This window comes from Prosthecobacter sp. (genome assembly GCF_020439865.1).
Lineage (GTDB): Bacteria > Verrucomicrobiota > Verrucomicrobiia > Verrucomicrobiales > Verrucomicrobiaceae > Prosthecobacter.
In genome coordinates, this window is sequence record NZ_JAGRPF010000036.1 from 25,772 (window position 1) to 41,767 (window position 15,996).

Here is a 15,996-nt window from a genome sequence, read left to right on the forward strand (position 1 = left end):
TGGCAACTTTGCCCGTAGAACTAGAGTGAGGAGATCGTTTTCTCATCACCCCCAAAATCATGCAAACCTCGCTCGATTCTCCGCTGGCTTCGGCCGTGACCGAAGTCAACGTCCCGAAGAAGGTCGAACAGACCGAGGCTGGGAACTACTTTGTCTCCAATTATCCGCCCTTTTCTTTTTGGAAACCGGACCAGGTGCCGCTGGTCGAAGAAGTGTTGCAGCGTCCTGCTCCTGACAACATTCCGCTGGGCGTCTATTTCCACATCCCGTTCTGCCGCAAGCGCTGCCACTTCTGCTACTTCAAAGTCTACACCGACAAAAATGCGCAGGAGATCAAGGCTTACATTGACGCCGGAATGCGCGAGATGGAGCGCTTCGCCAGCCAGCCGTACTTGAAGGGGCGCAAGGCGCACTTCGTGTACTTTGGCGGCGGTACTCCGAGCTACCTCTCGGTGCCGCAGCTCAAGGATCTGACAGATCGCATGAAGGCGCTCATTCCATGGGATGAGGCCGAAGAAGTGGCCTTTGAAGCAGAACCTGGAACGTTGAACGAAACGAAGCTGACGGGCATACGCGAAGTGGGCGTGACGCGCCTGAGCTTGGGAGTCGAGAACTTTGACGACCACATTCTCGAAACGAACGGGCGTGCGCATCGCAGTGGTGAAATTGCCAAGGCTTACAGCTTTGCCCGAAGCCTGGGCTTTGAGCACATCAACATCGATCTCATCGCCGGAATGATGAACGAGACGGAGGCCAACTGGAAGGTTTGCGTCGCCAAGGCGATTGAGTTGCAGCCGGATGCAGTGACCATCTATCAGATGGAGGTGCCATACAACACCACCATGTATCAGCAGATGAAAGCCGAGGGCAAAGTTACCGCGCCCGTGGCCGACTGGCAGACGAAGCGCCACTGGGTGAGCTATGCCTTCGATGAATTTCAAAAGGCCGGATACACGGTCACCAGCGCCTACACGGTGGTGAAGGATCCGCAGCGCATCAAATTCGTCTATCGTGACGCCTTGTGGGAAGGCGCCGACCTGCTGGGCTGCGGGGTGGCCTCCTTTGGTCATCTCGGGGGCATTCATTATCAGAATCAGGCGGACGTTGGTCCCTACATGCAGGCTGTTGATGCCGGTCAGAAGCCAATTTATCGCGCCTACCAAACAACGCATGAAGATCGCTTTGTGCGCGAGTTTATCCTCAAACTCAAACTGGGCCGCAGCGAGTTTGACTACTATGTAAAGAAATTCGGTGAAGATCCACGCCAGCACTTTGGTTCGCAGCTCGAGTACCTCGCCAAAGAAGGTTTCGCCACACTCGATGCGGACGGTGTCACGCTTTCGCGTGAGGGCCTGCTGCAGGTGGACCGTCTGCTGCACGACTTTTTCCTGCCTCAGCACCGCCAGTATGCCCGCTATACCTGAAGTGGAACGACGAATGAGGAGTGGAGAATGACGCAGGCATCGAATGAAGCACCCAGGCAGGACGAGGACATTCTGGCTCCTCTCATCTTCTTCTACGGCATCGGCAGCGTGCGTCCGCGCGTGACATTCGTGGAGCCGGGAGCGCTGGCGGAGCAGGAACGCGCCCTGTTGGTGCACGAGAAGGACATGACGCCGCGTCTGCGGGAGTTTCATGGCTGCGAGATCGATTTGGATGTCGCCGCCCGGGCCCGCATCGGCAATTACCTCGTCCGGGCTTCTGTGCTGCATCGTCGCAACGACGGCATGCCGGTGGAGTTCGGCGCCATTGGCATCCATCTCGACATTTTGCCTGAGGAAGCGCAGCAGCTGGTCCTCGAAGGCAGGGTGCCATTCGGTGCGATTCTCGAGCGTTTCCAGGTGCCGCATTCCAGCCACCCGCGGGGTTATTTTCGGATTTCTGTGGATCAGCGTCTTGCCGACCTTCTTGGCGCGACGAGCGGGCAGATGCTCTTTGGTCGCTGCAATGAACTGCGCCATGGCAGCGGTCGAGTGCTGGCGGATGTGGTCGAGGTGCTGCCGAGATTGCCATAACCGGGGCGAGACTGGCGGTTCGCAGTCAAACCAGTTGCGATTTGGGGGTTATGAGGCTTGAGTTCACTGCACGCCAGTTGTGACAATCCCCTCGGTCCTCTTTTGCCATGAAACGCCTATTTTTTCCTCTCCCCACCCTGACGGCCGCCTTGCTGATGGTGGGAAGCCTGCCCCTCGTCGCCGCACCTCAGGGCACCAAAGGTGTGGATGATTTTGATCCGCTCGCCTTCCCAGGAAAAGTCGTGGATGACGTGATTGTTCCAGTGCCAAGTGAGGTGTTTTCCGTGCTCGACAAATTGGGAGAACCGAACTGGCGCGCGGAGCTGCGCAAACAGGAAATCCCCACCACTAGCGACCGTACGAAGCTGTCCCTCTTGTTTGGTTACACGGTGGCCGAAGGTTTTGTGGCTGTTCAAGCCCAGGACAAAGAGGCCGTGAAGGACGTCGGTCATGATGTGATCTCCCTCGCCAAGAGCCTTGGTCTCAGCAAGTCGGTGCTGCCGCATGCACAGAGCATTCTCGACGCTGCGGACAAAGGGAACTGGACTGCGATCCGCAAGGAGTTTGACCAGACTCAGAAGACGGTGCGCGACACCATGGAGCAAATGAAGGACGTGGACCTTTCGCAGTGCGTCAGCCTTGGTGGCTGGCTGCGCGGCACGGCTTCGGTGACTTCGGTGGTGAAGAAAAGCTTTTCTGCAGACCGTGCGGAACTGCTCAATCAGCCGATGCTGGTGGAGCACTTTGTCAGCTCCATCGCCAAGATGCCGGGAAGCACGCGTGATCACGATGTGGTGAGGTCGATTCAGAAGGGGCTCGCGTCCGTACTTCAGCAGATGGAGAGCGCCGTCGACGGTTTCTCCAAAGACGCTGTATCGGACATTGGCAAGACTTGCGACGGCCTGCTGGCTGAAATTCTCGCGAAAAAGTAATCACTCAACTTTATTCGCATGACCTTATCCGTGGAGGGAAGCAAGACAATGATTCGACCTTGGAACCGCCTCAAAACAGCCTTTCTTGCCGCCATGGCAATGGTTGGCACTGTGCTCGTGCATGCGACGGTGGACGAGGCGCATGACTTCGCGATGGAAGCCGCCACTCCCTTCGTGGAGAAGGGCTTCATCGTGCGAGAGGACTACTGGAACGGCGAGGTGAAGAGTGGACAGAAGCTCATGATCACGCACCAGCTTTTCAAGGGCAACGAATATGCCTTTTGGCTTGGTACGAGCCAGGAGGGGGTGACGCTGGACATGAAGGTGTTCGACGAAAAAAATCAGCCGGTGCAGATCGACGCGAAGGTGGACAAATACTTCATGAGCGTTCGCGTGAATCCGCCGAAAACCGGCACCTACAAGATCGTCTTCGAGCTGAAGTCGAAGCTGGATCCCGGCGTGCTATGGGCGCTGGCCTATGGTTACCGCTGATGCCCGTCGAAACGCTCACGTACGAGACGCCGCAGTTCCTCCAGAAGCTGATTGGCAATAACCTCGGCAGTCTTCGGCTGGTGGCGGAGTCGTTTGGGGTGGGGGTGACCAGTCGCGAAGGCTGGGTGCGTCTGGAAGGTGATCAGGACAGGATTGCTTCTGCACGTGAAGTTTTTGCGCAGTTGGAAAAGGTGCGCCGCAGCGGTGGCGAGGTGTCTGTGGCGATGGTGCGGCTGATTGTCGAAAGCGTTTTGCGTGAGGCGGGTGATGCTCCGGGGGATGCCATCATGCATCTGAAACTTCTTGGTTCGGGCAAACGCCCCGCCGTGCTGGCGAAGACCCGTGGCCAGATTGCCTATGTGCAGGCCATGCGTGATTGTGAAGTGGTCTTCGGAGTCGGACCTGCTGGTACGGGCAAGACCTATCTCGCCATGGCACAGGGGTTGCACTACCTGAAGGAAAAAGTCGTTCAGAGACTTGTTTTAACCCGCCCGGCTGTCGAGGCCGGGGAAGCGCTGGGTTTCCTGCCTGGAGACCTGAAAGAAAAGATATTCCCTTACCTGCGCCCGCTCTACGACGCCCTCTACGACATGTTGGAACCAGAAGAGGCGGAGCGTCTCATTGAACGGGGCAGCATTGAAATTGCCCCTTTGGCCTATATGCGCGGACGAACGCTGAAGAATGCGTTTATCATCCTCGACGAGGCCCAAAACACGACGACCGAGCAGATGCTGATGTTTCTTACCCGCCTCGGGGAAGGGGCGCGTTGCGTAGTCACCGGGGACCCTTCCCAAGTCGATTTGCGTCGCCACGTGAAGTCCGGACTCAGGGAGGCCGTGGAACTCCTGCAGGACGTGGAGGGGGTCCGCTTCGTGGGTTTTGCCCCGAAAGACATCGTCCGCTTGCCAGTCGTGCAGCGTATCATTGAAGCCTACCAAACGGGCCGAGGTCGAAAAAATGAGCCACAACGGCTCAATGCAATCGAGGGGGAGGGGAAAGATTCTTGTCCGACCTCCGATGTATGATAGCTTCCTCGCCACCTCTTCTATCTTCCTGAATCATGTTTGAGTCCATTCGTCGTTCCCGTCTGCAACGCGAAGGGCTTTCTTGCGGCAAAACCCGACGGAAGCACCAAGAAGGGGACGTCTTTGACGAGATGCGGACGCATCCCGCTGGAACAGTTGCGGTCTACCTCCTGTTTTTCATCGGTGTAGCTCTCTTGATGCGTCTGGGAACCCAGGTGGAGGACGGCCTGCCTGCCGTGACTTGGCTTCATGCCCTCTATGCTGCCGCCATCGGCTTTGCCATGGTAGTGCATGAGCGGGTGGTACTCCGGCAGGAGATTCGTGACAATGCTGTCCTGCTTCTGGTGATGGGGACAATTTTTACCCATCTCGCATTGATTGTGCTAATGCTCGACTTTTCCTCCGGACAAAGCTGGGGGAAAACTCTCAAGGCGGTGGTCCTGCCGCATGCTTTTGGACCTGTTGTGCTTTCGGTTATTTTGGGACGGCGCATCGGCTTGTTCGGGGCTGTGTATGCCACCTTGCTCGGGGTGTTAGTTTGCATTTCGGTTTCTGCACCCACCTACATGGCCACGTCGGCACTGCTCGGGTTCACGGGGGTTTTGTTGACTAAGCAGGTTCGTCGCCGCAATCGCCTTTTCATGGCCGGGCTTTATGTGGGCCTTGCTGCGATGGTCTTTTCACTGCTGCTGCATGAGGCTGCAGGGGTGATCATGGAAGAAAAGCTGGGACGCATGGTCGGCCTTCCATTGCTCGTGGGGATTGTCACTGGGATGGCCGTGGGCGGTCTCCTGCCGGTTCTTGAAAGCGTTTTTGGCGTCACCACGGATGTGTCATGGCTGGAACTTGGCGATTTGAACCACCCTCTGATGCGCCGTCTCAGTATCGAGGCTCCCGGCACCTATCACCACAGCCTTGTCGTAGCGAACCTTTCTGAGGCCGCCGCCGAAACCATCGGTGCCAGCGCAAGCATGTGCCGTGTCTGCTCATATTTTCATGACATAGGCAAGCTCAGCAAGCCTGAGTACTTCATCGAAAACATGGATCCATCAGGCAACCCGCATGAGGATCTTACTCCGCGCATGAGTGCTCTGGTGATCATCGCCCACGTCAAAGACGGCGTCGATCTCGCCATAAAGCACAATCTCAATTCGCGCATTATCGATGTTATCGAGCAGCATCACGGCAATTCGCTGGTCTGGTACTTCTATCGTCAGGCGCTGGATCAAAAGGCGGAGGTGGAGCGCCAGGTCAAACAGGCCAAGGCCAAGGAAGATGACATTCCTCAGGTCAGTGAGGACACGTTCCGCTATCCTGGGCCGCGTCCACAGTTCAAGGAATCAGCCATCATCTCGCTTGCTGACGCGGTGGAAAGCGCCTCCCGGACGCTGGAGAAACCGAACGCCACTCGCATCGAGACCATGATCAATGAGATTGTTCAGGGTCGCATGGGGGATGGACAGTTGGATGAGTGCGATCTCACCATCGCCGAACTTGCCCGTATCAAGGCCAGCTTTGCAAAAACACTGCTCAGCATGATGCACGGTCGCATCAAGTATCAGAAGGCGGTCGAATCAAAGCCGGCACCTGTGCAAGTGGAGGCCAAACCGCATCTTGCGGGAGATGATGAGCCAGCGGCGGGTTCAGCCAACATCGTTGAGGCTTCGTTCTCCGGCACGCAGCCCGAAGGACCCAAGAAGCCTCGCGGTGGTCGCAAGTCACCTCCTGCCTCTGCTGCGTGATGCCGCTGCCGAAGCTCCGCATCTACAATCGGCAGAAGGTTCATCCCATCCCACTGCCTTGGCTTCGAAAGATTGGCAAATATGCCCTGCCAAAGTGCCTCACGGAGGTGAAATCTCCTGATGCTCCACTCACTTCGCTGCCGGAGATCGAAGTCACCATCGTCAACGATGCTGATATCGCCCGTGTTCATGGCGACTTCCTCGATGATCCCACGCCGACTGACGTCATCACTTTCCATCACGGCGAGATTCTCATCAGCGCCGACACTGCTGAGCGGCAAGGCAAGGAACATGGGCAGTCGGTCGATCACGAGGTGGCGCTCTATCTCGTGCATGGTTTGATGCATCTTGCCGGTTGGGACGATCACGATGCCGCTGAGGCTCGCGAGATGGCTCGGCGCCAAGAAAGCATCCTGCAGGCGGCCTTGAAGGCCGTTTGACTACTGCTCCAGCACCTTCAGCGAATTGCGCAGCAGCGTCAGCCCTGCCTCTTGGCTTTTCTCCGGGTGAAACTGCACGGCAACGAGGTTCTTCTTCGCGATGCCGCTGATGAAACTCACGCCGTAGTCCGTGCGGCACAGCGCCAGCGATTCATCGGCCACTTCGGGATAGTACGAGTGCACGAAATAGACGTGGGTCGGGTTTGGAAGGCTGTCCCAAACAGCGCTTTGGCTCGTTTCCCACTGCGCCACGTTCCAGCCCATGTGAGGAATCTTCAAACCGCTCGTCGCGTCGAACTTGCGCACCTTGCCGGCCACGGCGGCCAGACCTTCGACCCCGGGGCATTCCTCGCTGGATTCAAACAGAAGCTGATAGCCGAGGCAGATGCCAAGGTAGGGCTTCTCCGCCTTAAGCCAGGCCCGCAACGGCTCCCACAGGTGGGTGTCCTTCAAAATGCGCACCGAATCACCAAAGGCTCCCTGTCCGGGAAACACGAGCACGTCGATGCCTTCGAAGTCCTCAGGCTTCGTCACGAGATTCGCATGCGCTCCGATCGCTTCGAACGCATTCAAGACACTGCGCAGGTTGCCCGCGCCATAATCAAGCACGCCGAGTTTCATCACAGAACGTCCTTTGTGCTCGGAATGCCGGTGACTCGTGGATCCAGCTTGGTGGCTGCGTCCAGTGCGCGGGCGAGACCTTTGAAAATCGCCTCGGCCATGTGATGCGCGTCGCGTCCACGGCGGATTTCGACGTGAAGCGTGACCAACAGGCTCGATGCAAATGCGCGAAGGAATTCCTCGACGAGTTGGTAGCTGAAGCGGTTGACGCCGCCGATTGCCTCGACGTTTTCTGGAGCGTGATAGCTGAGAAAGGCGCGACCGCTGAGGTCGAGCGCGACCTCAGCCAGCGTCTCATCCATCGGGAGCAGCCAGAAGCCGTAGCGAACGATGCCCGCCTTGTTGCCCAGCGCTTCACGGAAGCAATTGCCCAGCACAATACCGGTGTCCTCGACCGTGTGGTGATAATCCACCTGGATGTCTCCCACGACCTTCACCTTCAGGTCAAACAGGCCGTGCTTGGAGAACAGCGTCAGCATGTGGTCAAAAAACGGCACTCCCGTGTCGATCTGCGATTGGCCGGATCCGTCAACATTGAGTTCGATCTCAATGTCCGTCTCGGCGGTTTTGCGGTGCTGCTTGGCGGTTCTGGCTTGGCTCATCGGGAGTGCTAATCAACACGCTATTCCCCACTAGGGCAAGCAGACGCTCGCTCTAGGCCACAATGCCCTTCACCAGCTTGCCATGCACGTCCGTCAGCCGGTAACGCCGCCCCTGGAACTTGTAGGTCAGCCGTTCGTGGTCGATGCCGAGTAGGTGCATGAGCGTGGCGTGGAAATCGTGGATGTGCAGGCCGTCCTTGACCGTGTTGTAGCCAAAATCGTCTGTTTCGCCATACACCGAGCCCGCCTTGATGCCGCCGCCGGCTAGCCAGGCGCTGAAGCAGCGCGGATGATGATCGCGGCCGAAGTTGGGGCTGATCTTGCCCTGGCAATACGCCGTGCGGCCAAACTCACCGCCCCAAACGACGAGCGTGTCGTCCAGCAAGCCGCGTTGTTTGAGGTCTTTGACTAGGGCGGCGGCAGGCTGGTCAGTTTCCTTGCACAGCCTCGGCAGTGCTCCCGGAAGACCGCCATGATGATCCCAGTCCTGATGATAAAGCTGGATGAAGCGCACGCCACGCTCGGCAAGACGACGTGCCTGCAAGCAGTTGGCCGCAAAGGTGCCCGGCGTTTTTACATCCGGCCCGTAACTGTCGAGCACATGCTGCGGCTCGTCGCTGAGGTCGGTTACCTCCGGAATGCTCGTCTGCATGCGGAAAGCCATCTCATAGTGGTCGATACGGTTCTGAATCTCCGCGTCCGGCGTTTCGGCAAATTGATGCTCGTGCAGTTCCTTCAGCCGATCCTGCATCAAACGACGGCTGTCGGCACTCACGCCCGCCGGATTGCCGAGATACAGCACCGGATCCTTCGCCGCACGGAACAGCACTCCCTGATGCTTCGTCGGCAAAAAGCCGCTGCCCCACAGATGCGACCCAAGCGGCTGGCCGCCCTTTCCTTTCGTGATCAGCACCGTGAACGACGGCAGATTCGCGTTCTCCGCACCAAGGCCATAGCTCAACCACGATCCAAAACTCGGCCGTCCAGCGATCTGCGATCCTGTTTGGAAAAACGTCACACCCGGCCCGTGATTGATCGACTCCGTGAACATCGACCGTGCCACGCAGATGTCGTCCGCGATGCTCGCCGTGTGTGGCAACAGTTCGCTGAACCACCCGCCCGCCTGTCCATGTTGTGTGAACTTAAACGGCGATCCCACCATCGGAATCGACGACTGATTGCCGGACATCCCCGTCAGCCGTTGTCCGCCACGCACCGAATCGGGAAGCTGCTCGCCATGGCGCTTGTTCAGCAGCGGTTTGTAATCAAACAAATCGAGATGCGACGGCCCACCGGACATGAACAGGTAGATGATCCGCTTCGCCTTCGGCGCGAAATGAGTGCCGCTTAGCACTCCGTGATCCACCGTCGATGCTCCACGACTTTCCGCTGCAAGCATTTCATTCAACGCGATGCCACCCAGTCCCAAACCAAAGCCGTTTAGAAAAGAACGACGATCCAACATGACAGAAGAGGAGTTCATCGAGGAGATTGGCTTAACGTTTAACGATGCAGGCATCATGATTTAATAGAGTTTGAGCCAGCACGGCGGCTGCAGACGCCTCGGCAGGTGGAATGGAGGCATCACGTTTGGCGTTTCCTGTTTTGAGCAACTTCTCTGCCTCCTTTGGTTGCGCCTTGAAGTGCGCCAGTTGTTCCTGATAGAGCTGCGTGCAGATCTGAACCTCCTTCGCATCCGGTTTGCGGCTCAGGCAACGCAGGAAGCCAAGTTCGATCATCTTGGGCAGATCGCCCTTCGCTTCGAGATACAGTTTCTCACCCAGCACCCGCGCGGCTTCGACATACTGCACGCCGTTGAGCAGGATGAGCGCTTGAAGCGGGGAATCGGTGCGCTCGCGTCTTGAAATGCACACCGCTCGCCGTGGCGCATCGAAGGCGACCATCGCGGGCGGCGGGCTGGTGCGTCGCCAGTTGGAGTAAATGCTGCGTCGATAGACCGCATCGCCCCCGCCCGGGTTCACCGGCTTGAATGCCTCGGTCATCTCGTAGGAATGCACCGGCGGCCCGCCCATCGCGAGTTTGATCAGGCCGGAGGCGGCGAGCGCGTTGTCGCGAATCATCTCCGCCGGAAGTCGAAAGTGCGGGCCGCGGGCCAGCCACTGGTTGTCGGAATCATCCGCCATCGTTTTCGCATCGGCGATGCTGCGCTGGCGATAGACCTGGCTCGTGACGATCTCTTTCACCAGTGACTTCACGTCCCAGCCGCTTTGGATGAACTTCATCGCGAGGTAGTCGAGCAATTCGGGATACAACGGCCTCTCCCCCTGACTGCCGAAGTCCTCCGTGGTCTTCACCAATCCACGGCCAAACAAACTCTGCCACAGGCGATTCACAGTGACTCGCGCCATGAGCGGATGCTCCGGTGCCGTGAGCCACTGCGCATAGCCGAGCCGGTTCTTCGGAGCCCCCTTTGGAAACGGCGACAGAACCGCCGGGGTTTGAGGACCGACCTCTTCACCGCGCTTGTCATACTCGCCGCGAGTCAGCACGTAAGCCTTCTTTGGCTGCGGCAGTTCCTTCATGACCATCAGTTCCTTCTGCGCATCCTGAAAGGCATACAGCTCCGCCCGTGCCTTTTGCAGGTCGGCATTTGTCTCTTGCGTCACATCGCGGCCGAAGACGCGGAAATCATCAATCAAGCCTCCCTTGAAACCGCGATCCCGCATGCGCTCGCCGAGGCTGATGTTGTCATGACCGCCACCGGCGATGGTCTTTGTCAGATTGTCTTTGATCACCTCCACGGCGGCTTGTTTGCCATCCAAGAAGATCTTCAGGCCATCCGCCCGGCTGCTGCCATCATAAGTTACGATCACCTGCAGCCACTGCTTCAGCGGAATATTTTCCTTCGTGCGAATGCTGATCGCGTTGCCCGGCCAGAAGTGAATCAGTGACCACTTGAGCTTTCCTTCCTCAATCAGCAGTTCGTAGCCTCGGCTCGCCGCATCGGTCCAGGCCTGCGAACGATGAAACACCACCGCTCGGTCCTTCACATCCGGCGTCTGCATCCACAGCGATATGCTGAAGGGCTCATGCCGTTGGAAATTACCCAGAGGTGTGTCCACCGCGTCATCGCCGGTGAATTGAATCGCGTTGCCGATCTTGCCCGACACCAGTTTGTTTTCTCCTTTGAGGACAGCAGCAGGATCAGGTGGAGCTTTGTCCTTCTTGGCGTCTTTGCTTTTCGTTTCTTGTTTTGGCTGCGGCGCTGGCGGAGGATGCAATGAATCGGTCAGCTTGTTGCCTTTGAGTTCATCAAACGTGAAGTGAGCCAGTTCACCTCGGCTAAGATCGGGTGGGAGTGAGGATTTGGGCTTTTCCAAGTCAGCCACCTTGGCCTTCAGCGCGGCCATCTTGTCTTTCGCGGGCTGATCCATCAGCATCATCGCCGGAGTCGGCGGGGAAGGGGTGAAAAAGGAGTACAAGCCGGCTTCGTCGATGTTCTGCAGCATCGAAAACAGTCCGTAGTAGTCCTTCTGCGTGATCGGGTCATACTTGTGATCGTGGCAGCGGGAGCACTCGAAGGTCAGGCCGAGAAACGCCGTCGCCACCGTTTGCACGCGATCCGCGATGTATTCGACGCGATACTCCTCCTCGACGCTGCCGCCTTCGTTTTCCTGCTGATGCAGGCGATTGAACGCCGTGGCGAGGATTTGCTCATCCGTCGCATTCGGCAGCAGATCGCCCGCGAGCTGCCAGGTCACGAACTTGTCATAGGGCAGGTTGTCATTGAACGCCTTCACCACCCAGTCACGCCAGGGCCACACCTCGCGTTCACGATCCACCTGGAAGCCGTAGCTGTCCGCGTAGCGCGCCATGTCCAGCCAGTCCACAGCCATGCGTTCACCGTAATGCGGCGATGCGAGCAATCTTGTGACGAGGTGATCGATGCTGGATACAGGATCGAACTGATGCTCGGTGACAAAACCGGTGACCTCTTCCGGAGTGGGTGGCAATCCGGTGAGATCGAAGCTGATGCGGCGAATCAGCGTTTCCGGTGTCGCTTCGGGCTGAAGTTTCAATCCACGTTCTGCGAGTCCTGCGCTGACGATCTTGTCGATGCTTTGATCCTTCGTCGCCTCCGGCTTCAGCGGAATGAAGGACCAGTGCGCCTCATACTCGGCACCTTCGTCGATCCACTGCTTCAAGATGGCAATCTCGGCCGCTGTGAGGTCGCCCAGTTTCGACTTCGCCGGTGGCATGTGATCGTCTTCATCCGTCGTGACGATGCGCTGAATCAGTTCGCTCATCTCCGCCTTGTCGGGAACAAAGGCCTTCGCCGCGAGCGCCTCGTCACGCATGTCGAGCCGCAGATCAGCCTCGCGCTTCTTTGGATCAGGACCATGGCAGAAGAAGCACTTGTCCGAGAGAATCGGCCGCACATCACGATTGAACTTCACCTTCGCCGGCGCGGCGAGGAGCGAGGTTGTGAAGAACAGGATGGAAACAAATAGGCCGCGCGTCATGGCTTCGAAGTATCTCATGCAAACACCTGCTTCACCACCTTCGGATTCTCGACCCCGGTGAGGCGCTGGTCGAGGCCCTGGAACTTGAAGGTGAGCTGTTCGTGATCGAGTCCGGCCGCAGCGAGGATCGTGGCGTGCAGGTCATGCACGCTGACTTTGTCGATGGCAGCTTTGAAGCCGATCTCGTCGCTCTCACCGTGATGGTAGCCGCCTTTCACACCGCCGCCACACATCCACACGGTGAAGGCATGCGGATTGTGATCGCGTCCCGGTTTGTCGCCCTTTTGCGCGATGGGCAGACGCCCGAACTCGCCGCCCCAGACGATGAGCGTCTGGTCGAGCAGGCCACGTTGTTCGAGATCGCTGATGAGCGCCGCCACGGGCTGGTCGCTCTCATTCGCGAAGCCCCGATGGTTGCCGAGGATGTCCTTGTGCCCGTCCCAGCTCTGCTGGTTCTCCATGCCGCCGCTGTAGAGCTGGATGAAGCGCACACCACGCTCAACCATGCGTCGTGCGGTGAGGCACTGTGCCGCGAAGTGGCCACAGTGCTTTTCGTTGAGTCCATACATCTTCTGGATGTGCTTTGGCTCATTTTTGACCTCAAAGGCGTCCGGCGCGGCGGTTTGCATGCGATAAGCCAGCTCGAAGCTTTCGATGCGCGCATTCAATTCGCTTTCGATGGCCGATCCGTGCAGCGCGTTGCGGTTGAGCTTGGCGAGCAGATCGAGCTGTGCTCGCTGACGTTGCGGTGTGAGCGATGCAGGCACGGCGAGGTTGTCGATGGGCGCGCCGCTCGGCTTCAGCCACGTGCCTTGAAACACACTCGGCAAAAAGCCCGAGCCCCAGTTCGAGGCGCTGCCTTTCGGCAGGCCGCGGTTCAGTGGATCCGTCATCACGACGAAGCTGGGCAGTGAATCGCTCTCGCTGCCGAGTCCGTAGGTCACCCACGAGCCGACGCAGGGGTAGCCCATGCGCGTGGTGCCCGTGTTTATCATGAAAAGCGCGGGCGAATGGTTGTTTGATCCGGTCCAGCAGCTGTGGATGAAGCTCATCTTGTCCACATGCATCGCGGTCTTTGGAAACAGATCGCTGCACCACGTGCCGCTTTCGCCGTATTGCTTGAACTCAAACGGCGACTTCATCAAACCTCCCACGGAACCTGGGAAGAAGCCAGTTTTCGGGTCAAAACCTTCCAGCGTCTGGCCGTCACGTTTCGCGAGTTCGGGCTTGTAGTCCCAAGTGTCCACCTGCGACGGGCCGCCATTGGTGAAGATCCAGATGATGGATTTCGCCTTGCCGCCGACCTGCATCGGAACCTTCGGCGCAAAGGGATTCGAGGCCGCCTCCAGCATCGAGGCAAACGCCAGCATGCCGAAGCCGCCACCCGCACGGGCGAGCATTTCACGACGAGAATAGAGGGGCGCGTTCATGTCAGTTCACGTAGATGAATTCGTTCAGGCTCAGCACCACCTGGCAGTAGTCCGCCAGTGTGGCTCCGGGTTTTAAGAAGCTGTTTGCGGCGGTGACTTCGTCGGGTGTTGGATCGCGGTTGAAACAAAGGCGATAAGCCATCGTGACCTGCTTTGGTGCGTCACCTGCGCTTTGGATGCGTTTCGCCAGTCCTTCCGCCCACGTGCGTGCCTGCGGACTGTTCATCAGGATGAGCGCCTGCGGTGCTACGGTCGTTGTTGGGCGTGTGCCCTGGCTGACGAGTGGCTCTGGCAGGTCAAAGGCGACCATGCTGCCGATGAGTTGGCTGCGTTTGATGCTGAAGTAGATGCTGCGGCGATGGCTGTTCTCATCGCGCGTGCCGGGGCCGAACATGGTGTCGTCCAGCAGGCCGCTCACAGCGAGCATTGAATCGCGGATGGCCTCGGCTTCGAGGCGTTGCGGCACAAAGCGCATGAAGAGGCCGTTGGCCGGATCAGCAGCCTCTTTTTTTGCATCGCGGGCGCTGCTTTGCTGCCACGCACGGCTGTTGAGGATGAGGCGGTGGATCGGCTTGAGCTTCCATCCGTTTGCGACGAGCTGACCGGCCAGCCAGTCGAGCAGTTCAGGCTGCGTGCAAGGCGCACCCGTTTTTCCGAAGTCGTTCGTCGTCGGAACGAGTCCGGTGCCGAAGTGATGCTGCCACAACCGGTTCACAATGACGCGGGCGAGCAGTGCACCGGCGCCATGATCGACATCGGTGATCCAATTGGAAAACGTGCGGCGTCGCCCGCTGTATTTCGCGTCCTTCGGCGGCTGCCACTGCCAGCGCTTCGCGTCGCCGGGCCTGCTGAGGACTTGCATGAAGCCCTGGGTGGCCTCGCCGTCTTTCATGTCCGAGTTGCCGCGTTTGAGGAAGTAGGTCTTGTCGAAAAACGGACCGCCCTGCGTGTGCATCACGATGGGATCGTAGCCTTCGCCGCAGATCATCATGCGCGTGGCACTGGGGATCTCAGGCGTGTTTTTATCCTTCTTCATCGTCGTGACGGCGCTGGTGACTTGACCGTCGGTATGCACATCCACGTTCATGCGCGTCGTGGTCGTGAAGGTCGCGAGCATCGCGTAGTAGTCGTGCGTTGGCAGCGGATCGTATTTGTGATCGTGACAGCGCGCGCAGCCGACCGTGAGTCCGAGCATCGCGCTGCCGGTGGTGCTGAGCATGTCGTCCATCGCGTCGTAGCGCGTGCGCTCGACCTCGTTCGCGGTGATTTGCGAAGGAAACACACCCGCGCCAAGGAACCCCGTCGCCGCGAGTGCGAGCGGATTGTGCGGCTCGTATTCGTCGCCGGCGAGCTGCCACTTCACAAATTGGTCATAGGGCATGTCGCTGTTGAGCGCCTTGATGACGAAGTCGCGATAATGGAAGGCGTAGGGGCGGTCGTAGTCCTGCTCAAAGCCCGTGCTCTCCGCGTAGCGCGCGACATCGAGCCAGTGACGTGCCCAGCGCTCGCCGAAGCGTGGCGAATCGAGAAGTTTGTCGATGAGGTCGGGTAGGGCGGCCTTGTCTGACGCTTCGGACGGTGGAAGACCGGTCAAATAGAGATACAGCCTGCGCACCAGCACATTTTTCTGCGCCGGTGGATTGAAGCTCATGCCCTTCGCATTCTTCAAGAGCAGTTCATCGATCGACTTCGCCTGCACCTTTTTGAGCGGTTGAAACGACCACCACTGGCGATCTTCCGCAGTGACGACCGAGGCATCACGCTTGGGCTTCTTCCCGGCCACCAGCGGCTCCGAGTAGGGCGCGCCGTCATCGATCCACGCACTGATCTTCGCGATCACTTCGGCGGAGAGCTTTGGCTTGTCGTCCGGCATGTGCGGCTCCTTCGTGTGATTGATCTGTTCGACGAGTCTGCTGTTCTTCGCATCAAACGGGATCACGACCGAGCCGTGCGAGCCACCACGCAGCAAATCCTCACGCGTGGCCATGTCGAAATCGCTCTTTACCTTTTCGCCACCGTGACAGCGGAGACAGTTCTCCTTCAAAAGGCCCGCCACCTCCTGTTGAAACGACTTCAAGCCGCGTTCCATGCGCTGGGCATGGTCAGGCGGCAGATCGGCTGCGAAGGCGGAACTGGTGAGGAAGAGGACGAAAATGTGTCTCATCGGAGAGTACAAACGCTGGACGAGTGTGCCGTTTTCTGCCGTAGTTATG

The 15,996-nt window shown here is 58.5% G+C and carries 13 protein-coding genes; 7 read left to right on the forward strand and 6 right to left on the reverse strand.

Annotated features, from left to right (window positions below; translation table 11 throughout):
* Positions 1 to 59: 59 nt before the first annotated feature.
* The 7 genes from KDL09_RS03570 (at position 60) to ybeY (ending at position 6,646) form a co-directional block, all read left to right on the forward strand.
* Entirely contained in the window at positions 60 to 1,424 is a 1,365-nt protein-coding gene (locus KDL09_RS03570) for a coproporphyrinogen-III oxidase family protein (RefSeq protein ID WP_294381401.1), read from the forward strand.
* Positions 1,425 to 1,451: 27 nt separating this feature from the next.
* The gene (locus tag KDL09_RS03575) at positions 1,452 to 2,015 is read left to right on the forward strand and encodes a hypothetical protein (protein WP_294381403.1); all 564 of its coding nucleotides are present in this window, start codon (positions 1,452 to 1,454) and stop codon (positions 2,013 to 2,015) included.
* Positions 2,016 to 2,122: 107 nt separating this feature from the next.
* The gene (locus tag KDL09_RS03580; protein ID WP_294381406.1) at positions 2,123 to 2,947 is read left to right on the forward strand and encodes a hypothetical protein; all 825 of its coding nucleotides are present in this window, start codon (positions 2,123 to 2,125) and stop codon (positions 2,945 to 2,947) included.
* 18 nt (positions 2,948 to 2,965) lie between these two features.
* Positions 2,966 to 3,439 carry a hypothetical protein gene (locus KDL09_RS03585; RefSeq protein WP_294381408.1) on the forward strand — a complete coding sequence of 158 codons (474 nt, stop codon included), beginning with the start codon at positions 2,966 to 2,968 and terminating at the stop codon, positions 3,437 to 3,439.
* A complete protein-coding gene (locus tag KDL09_RS03590; protein ID WP_294381410.1) occupies positions 3,439 to 4,464 on the forward strand; it encodes a PhoH family protein in 1,026 nt (341 codons plus the stop codon). The genes KDL09_RS03585 and KDL09_RS03590 overlap by 1 nt, the downstream gene beginning before the upstream one ends.
* Positions 4,465 to 4,499: 35 nt before the next feature.
* On the forward strand, positions 4,500 to 6,206 hold the full coding sequence (locus tag KDL09_RS03595; protein ID WP_294381413.1) for an HDIG domain-containing metalloprotein: 1,707 nt from the start codon (positions 4,500 to 4,502) through the stop codon (positions 6,204 to 6,206).
* Positions 6,206 to 6,646 carry an rRNA maturation RNase YbeY gene (gene ybeY, locus KDL09_RS03600; protein WP_294381416.1) on the forward strand — a complete coding sequence of 147 codons (441 nt, stop codon included), beginning with the start codon at positions 6,206 to 6,208 and terminating at the stop codon, positions 6,644 to 6,646. The genes KDL09_RS03595 and ybeY overlap by 1 nt, the downstream gene beginning before the upstream one ends.
* Here ybeY and hisH read toward each other — a convergent pair whose 3' ends face one another.
* Genes hisH through KDL09_RS03630 form a run of 6 tightly spaced genes read right to left on the reverse strand, consistent with a single transcriptional unit; the run spans position 6,647 to position 15,947 of the window.
* Positions 6,647 to 7,267, reverse strand: a complete 621-nt coding sequence (hisH, locus tag KDL09_RS03605; RefSeq protein WP_294381419.1) for an imidazole glycerol phosphate synthase subunit HisH — start codon at positions 7,265 to 7,267, stop codon at positions 6,647 to 6,649. It lies immediately after the preceding gene.
* Entirely contained in the window at positions 7,267 to 7,869 is a 603-nt protein-coding gene (hisB, locus tag KDL09_RS03610) for an imidazoleglycerol-phosphate dehydratase HisB (protein ID WP_294381421.1), read from the reverse strand. The genes hisH and hisB overlap by 1 nt, the downstream gene beginning before the upstream one ends.
* A gap of 52 nt (positions 7,870 to 7,921) precedes the next feature.
* A complete protein-coding gene (locus KDL09_RS03615; RefSeq protein WP_294381424.1) occupies positions 7,922 to 9,352 on the reverse strand; it encodes a DUF1501 domain-containing protein in 1,431 nt (476 codons plus the stop codon).
* Positions 9,353 to 9,365: 13 nt separating this feature from the next.
* Positions 9,366 to 12,353: a DUF1553 domain-containing protein gene (locus KDL09_RS03620; RefSeq protein WP_294381427.1), complete on the reverse strand. Its 2,988-nt coding sequence runs from the start codon at positions 12,351 to 12,353 to the stop codon at positions 9,366 to 9,368.
* A gap of 14 nt (positions 12,354 to 12,367) precedes the next feature.
* On the reverse strand, positions 12,368 to 13,783 hold the full coding sequence (locus tag KDL09_RS03625) for a DUF1501 domain-containing protein (protein ID WP_294381430.1): 1,416 nt from the start codon (positions 13,781 to 13,783) through the stop codon (positions 12,368 to 12,370).
* Between the two features lies 1 nt (position 13,784).
* Positions 13,785 to 15,947 (reverse strand): PSD1 and planctomycete cytochrome C domain-containing protein, encoded by a 2,163-nt coding sequence (locus KDL09_RS03630; protein WP_294381431.1) that lies wholly within the window; start codon positions 15,945 to 15,947, stop codon positions 13,785 to 13,787.
* Positions 15,948 to 15,996: the final 49 nt, after the last annotated feature.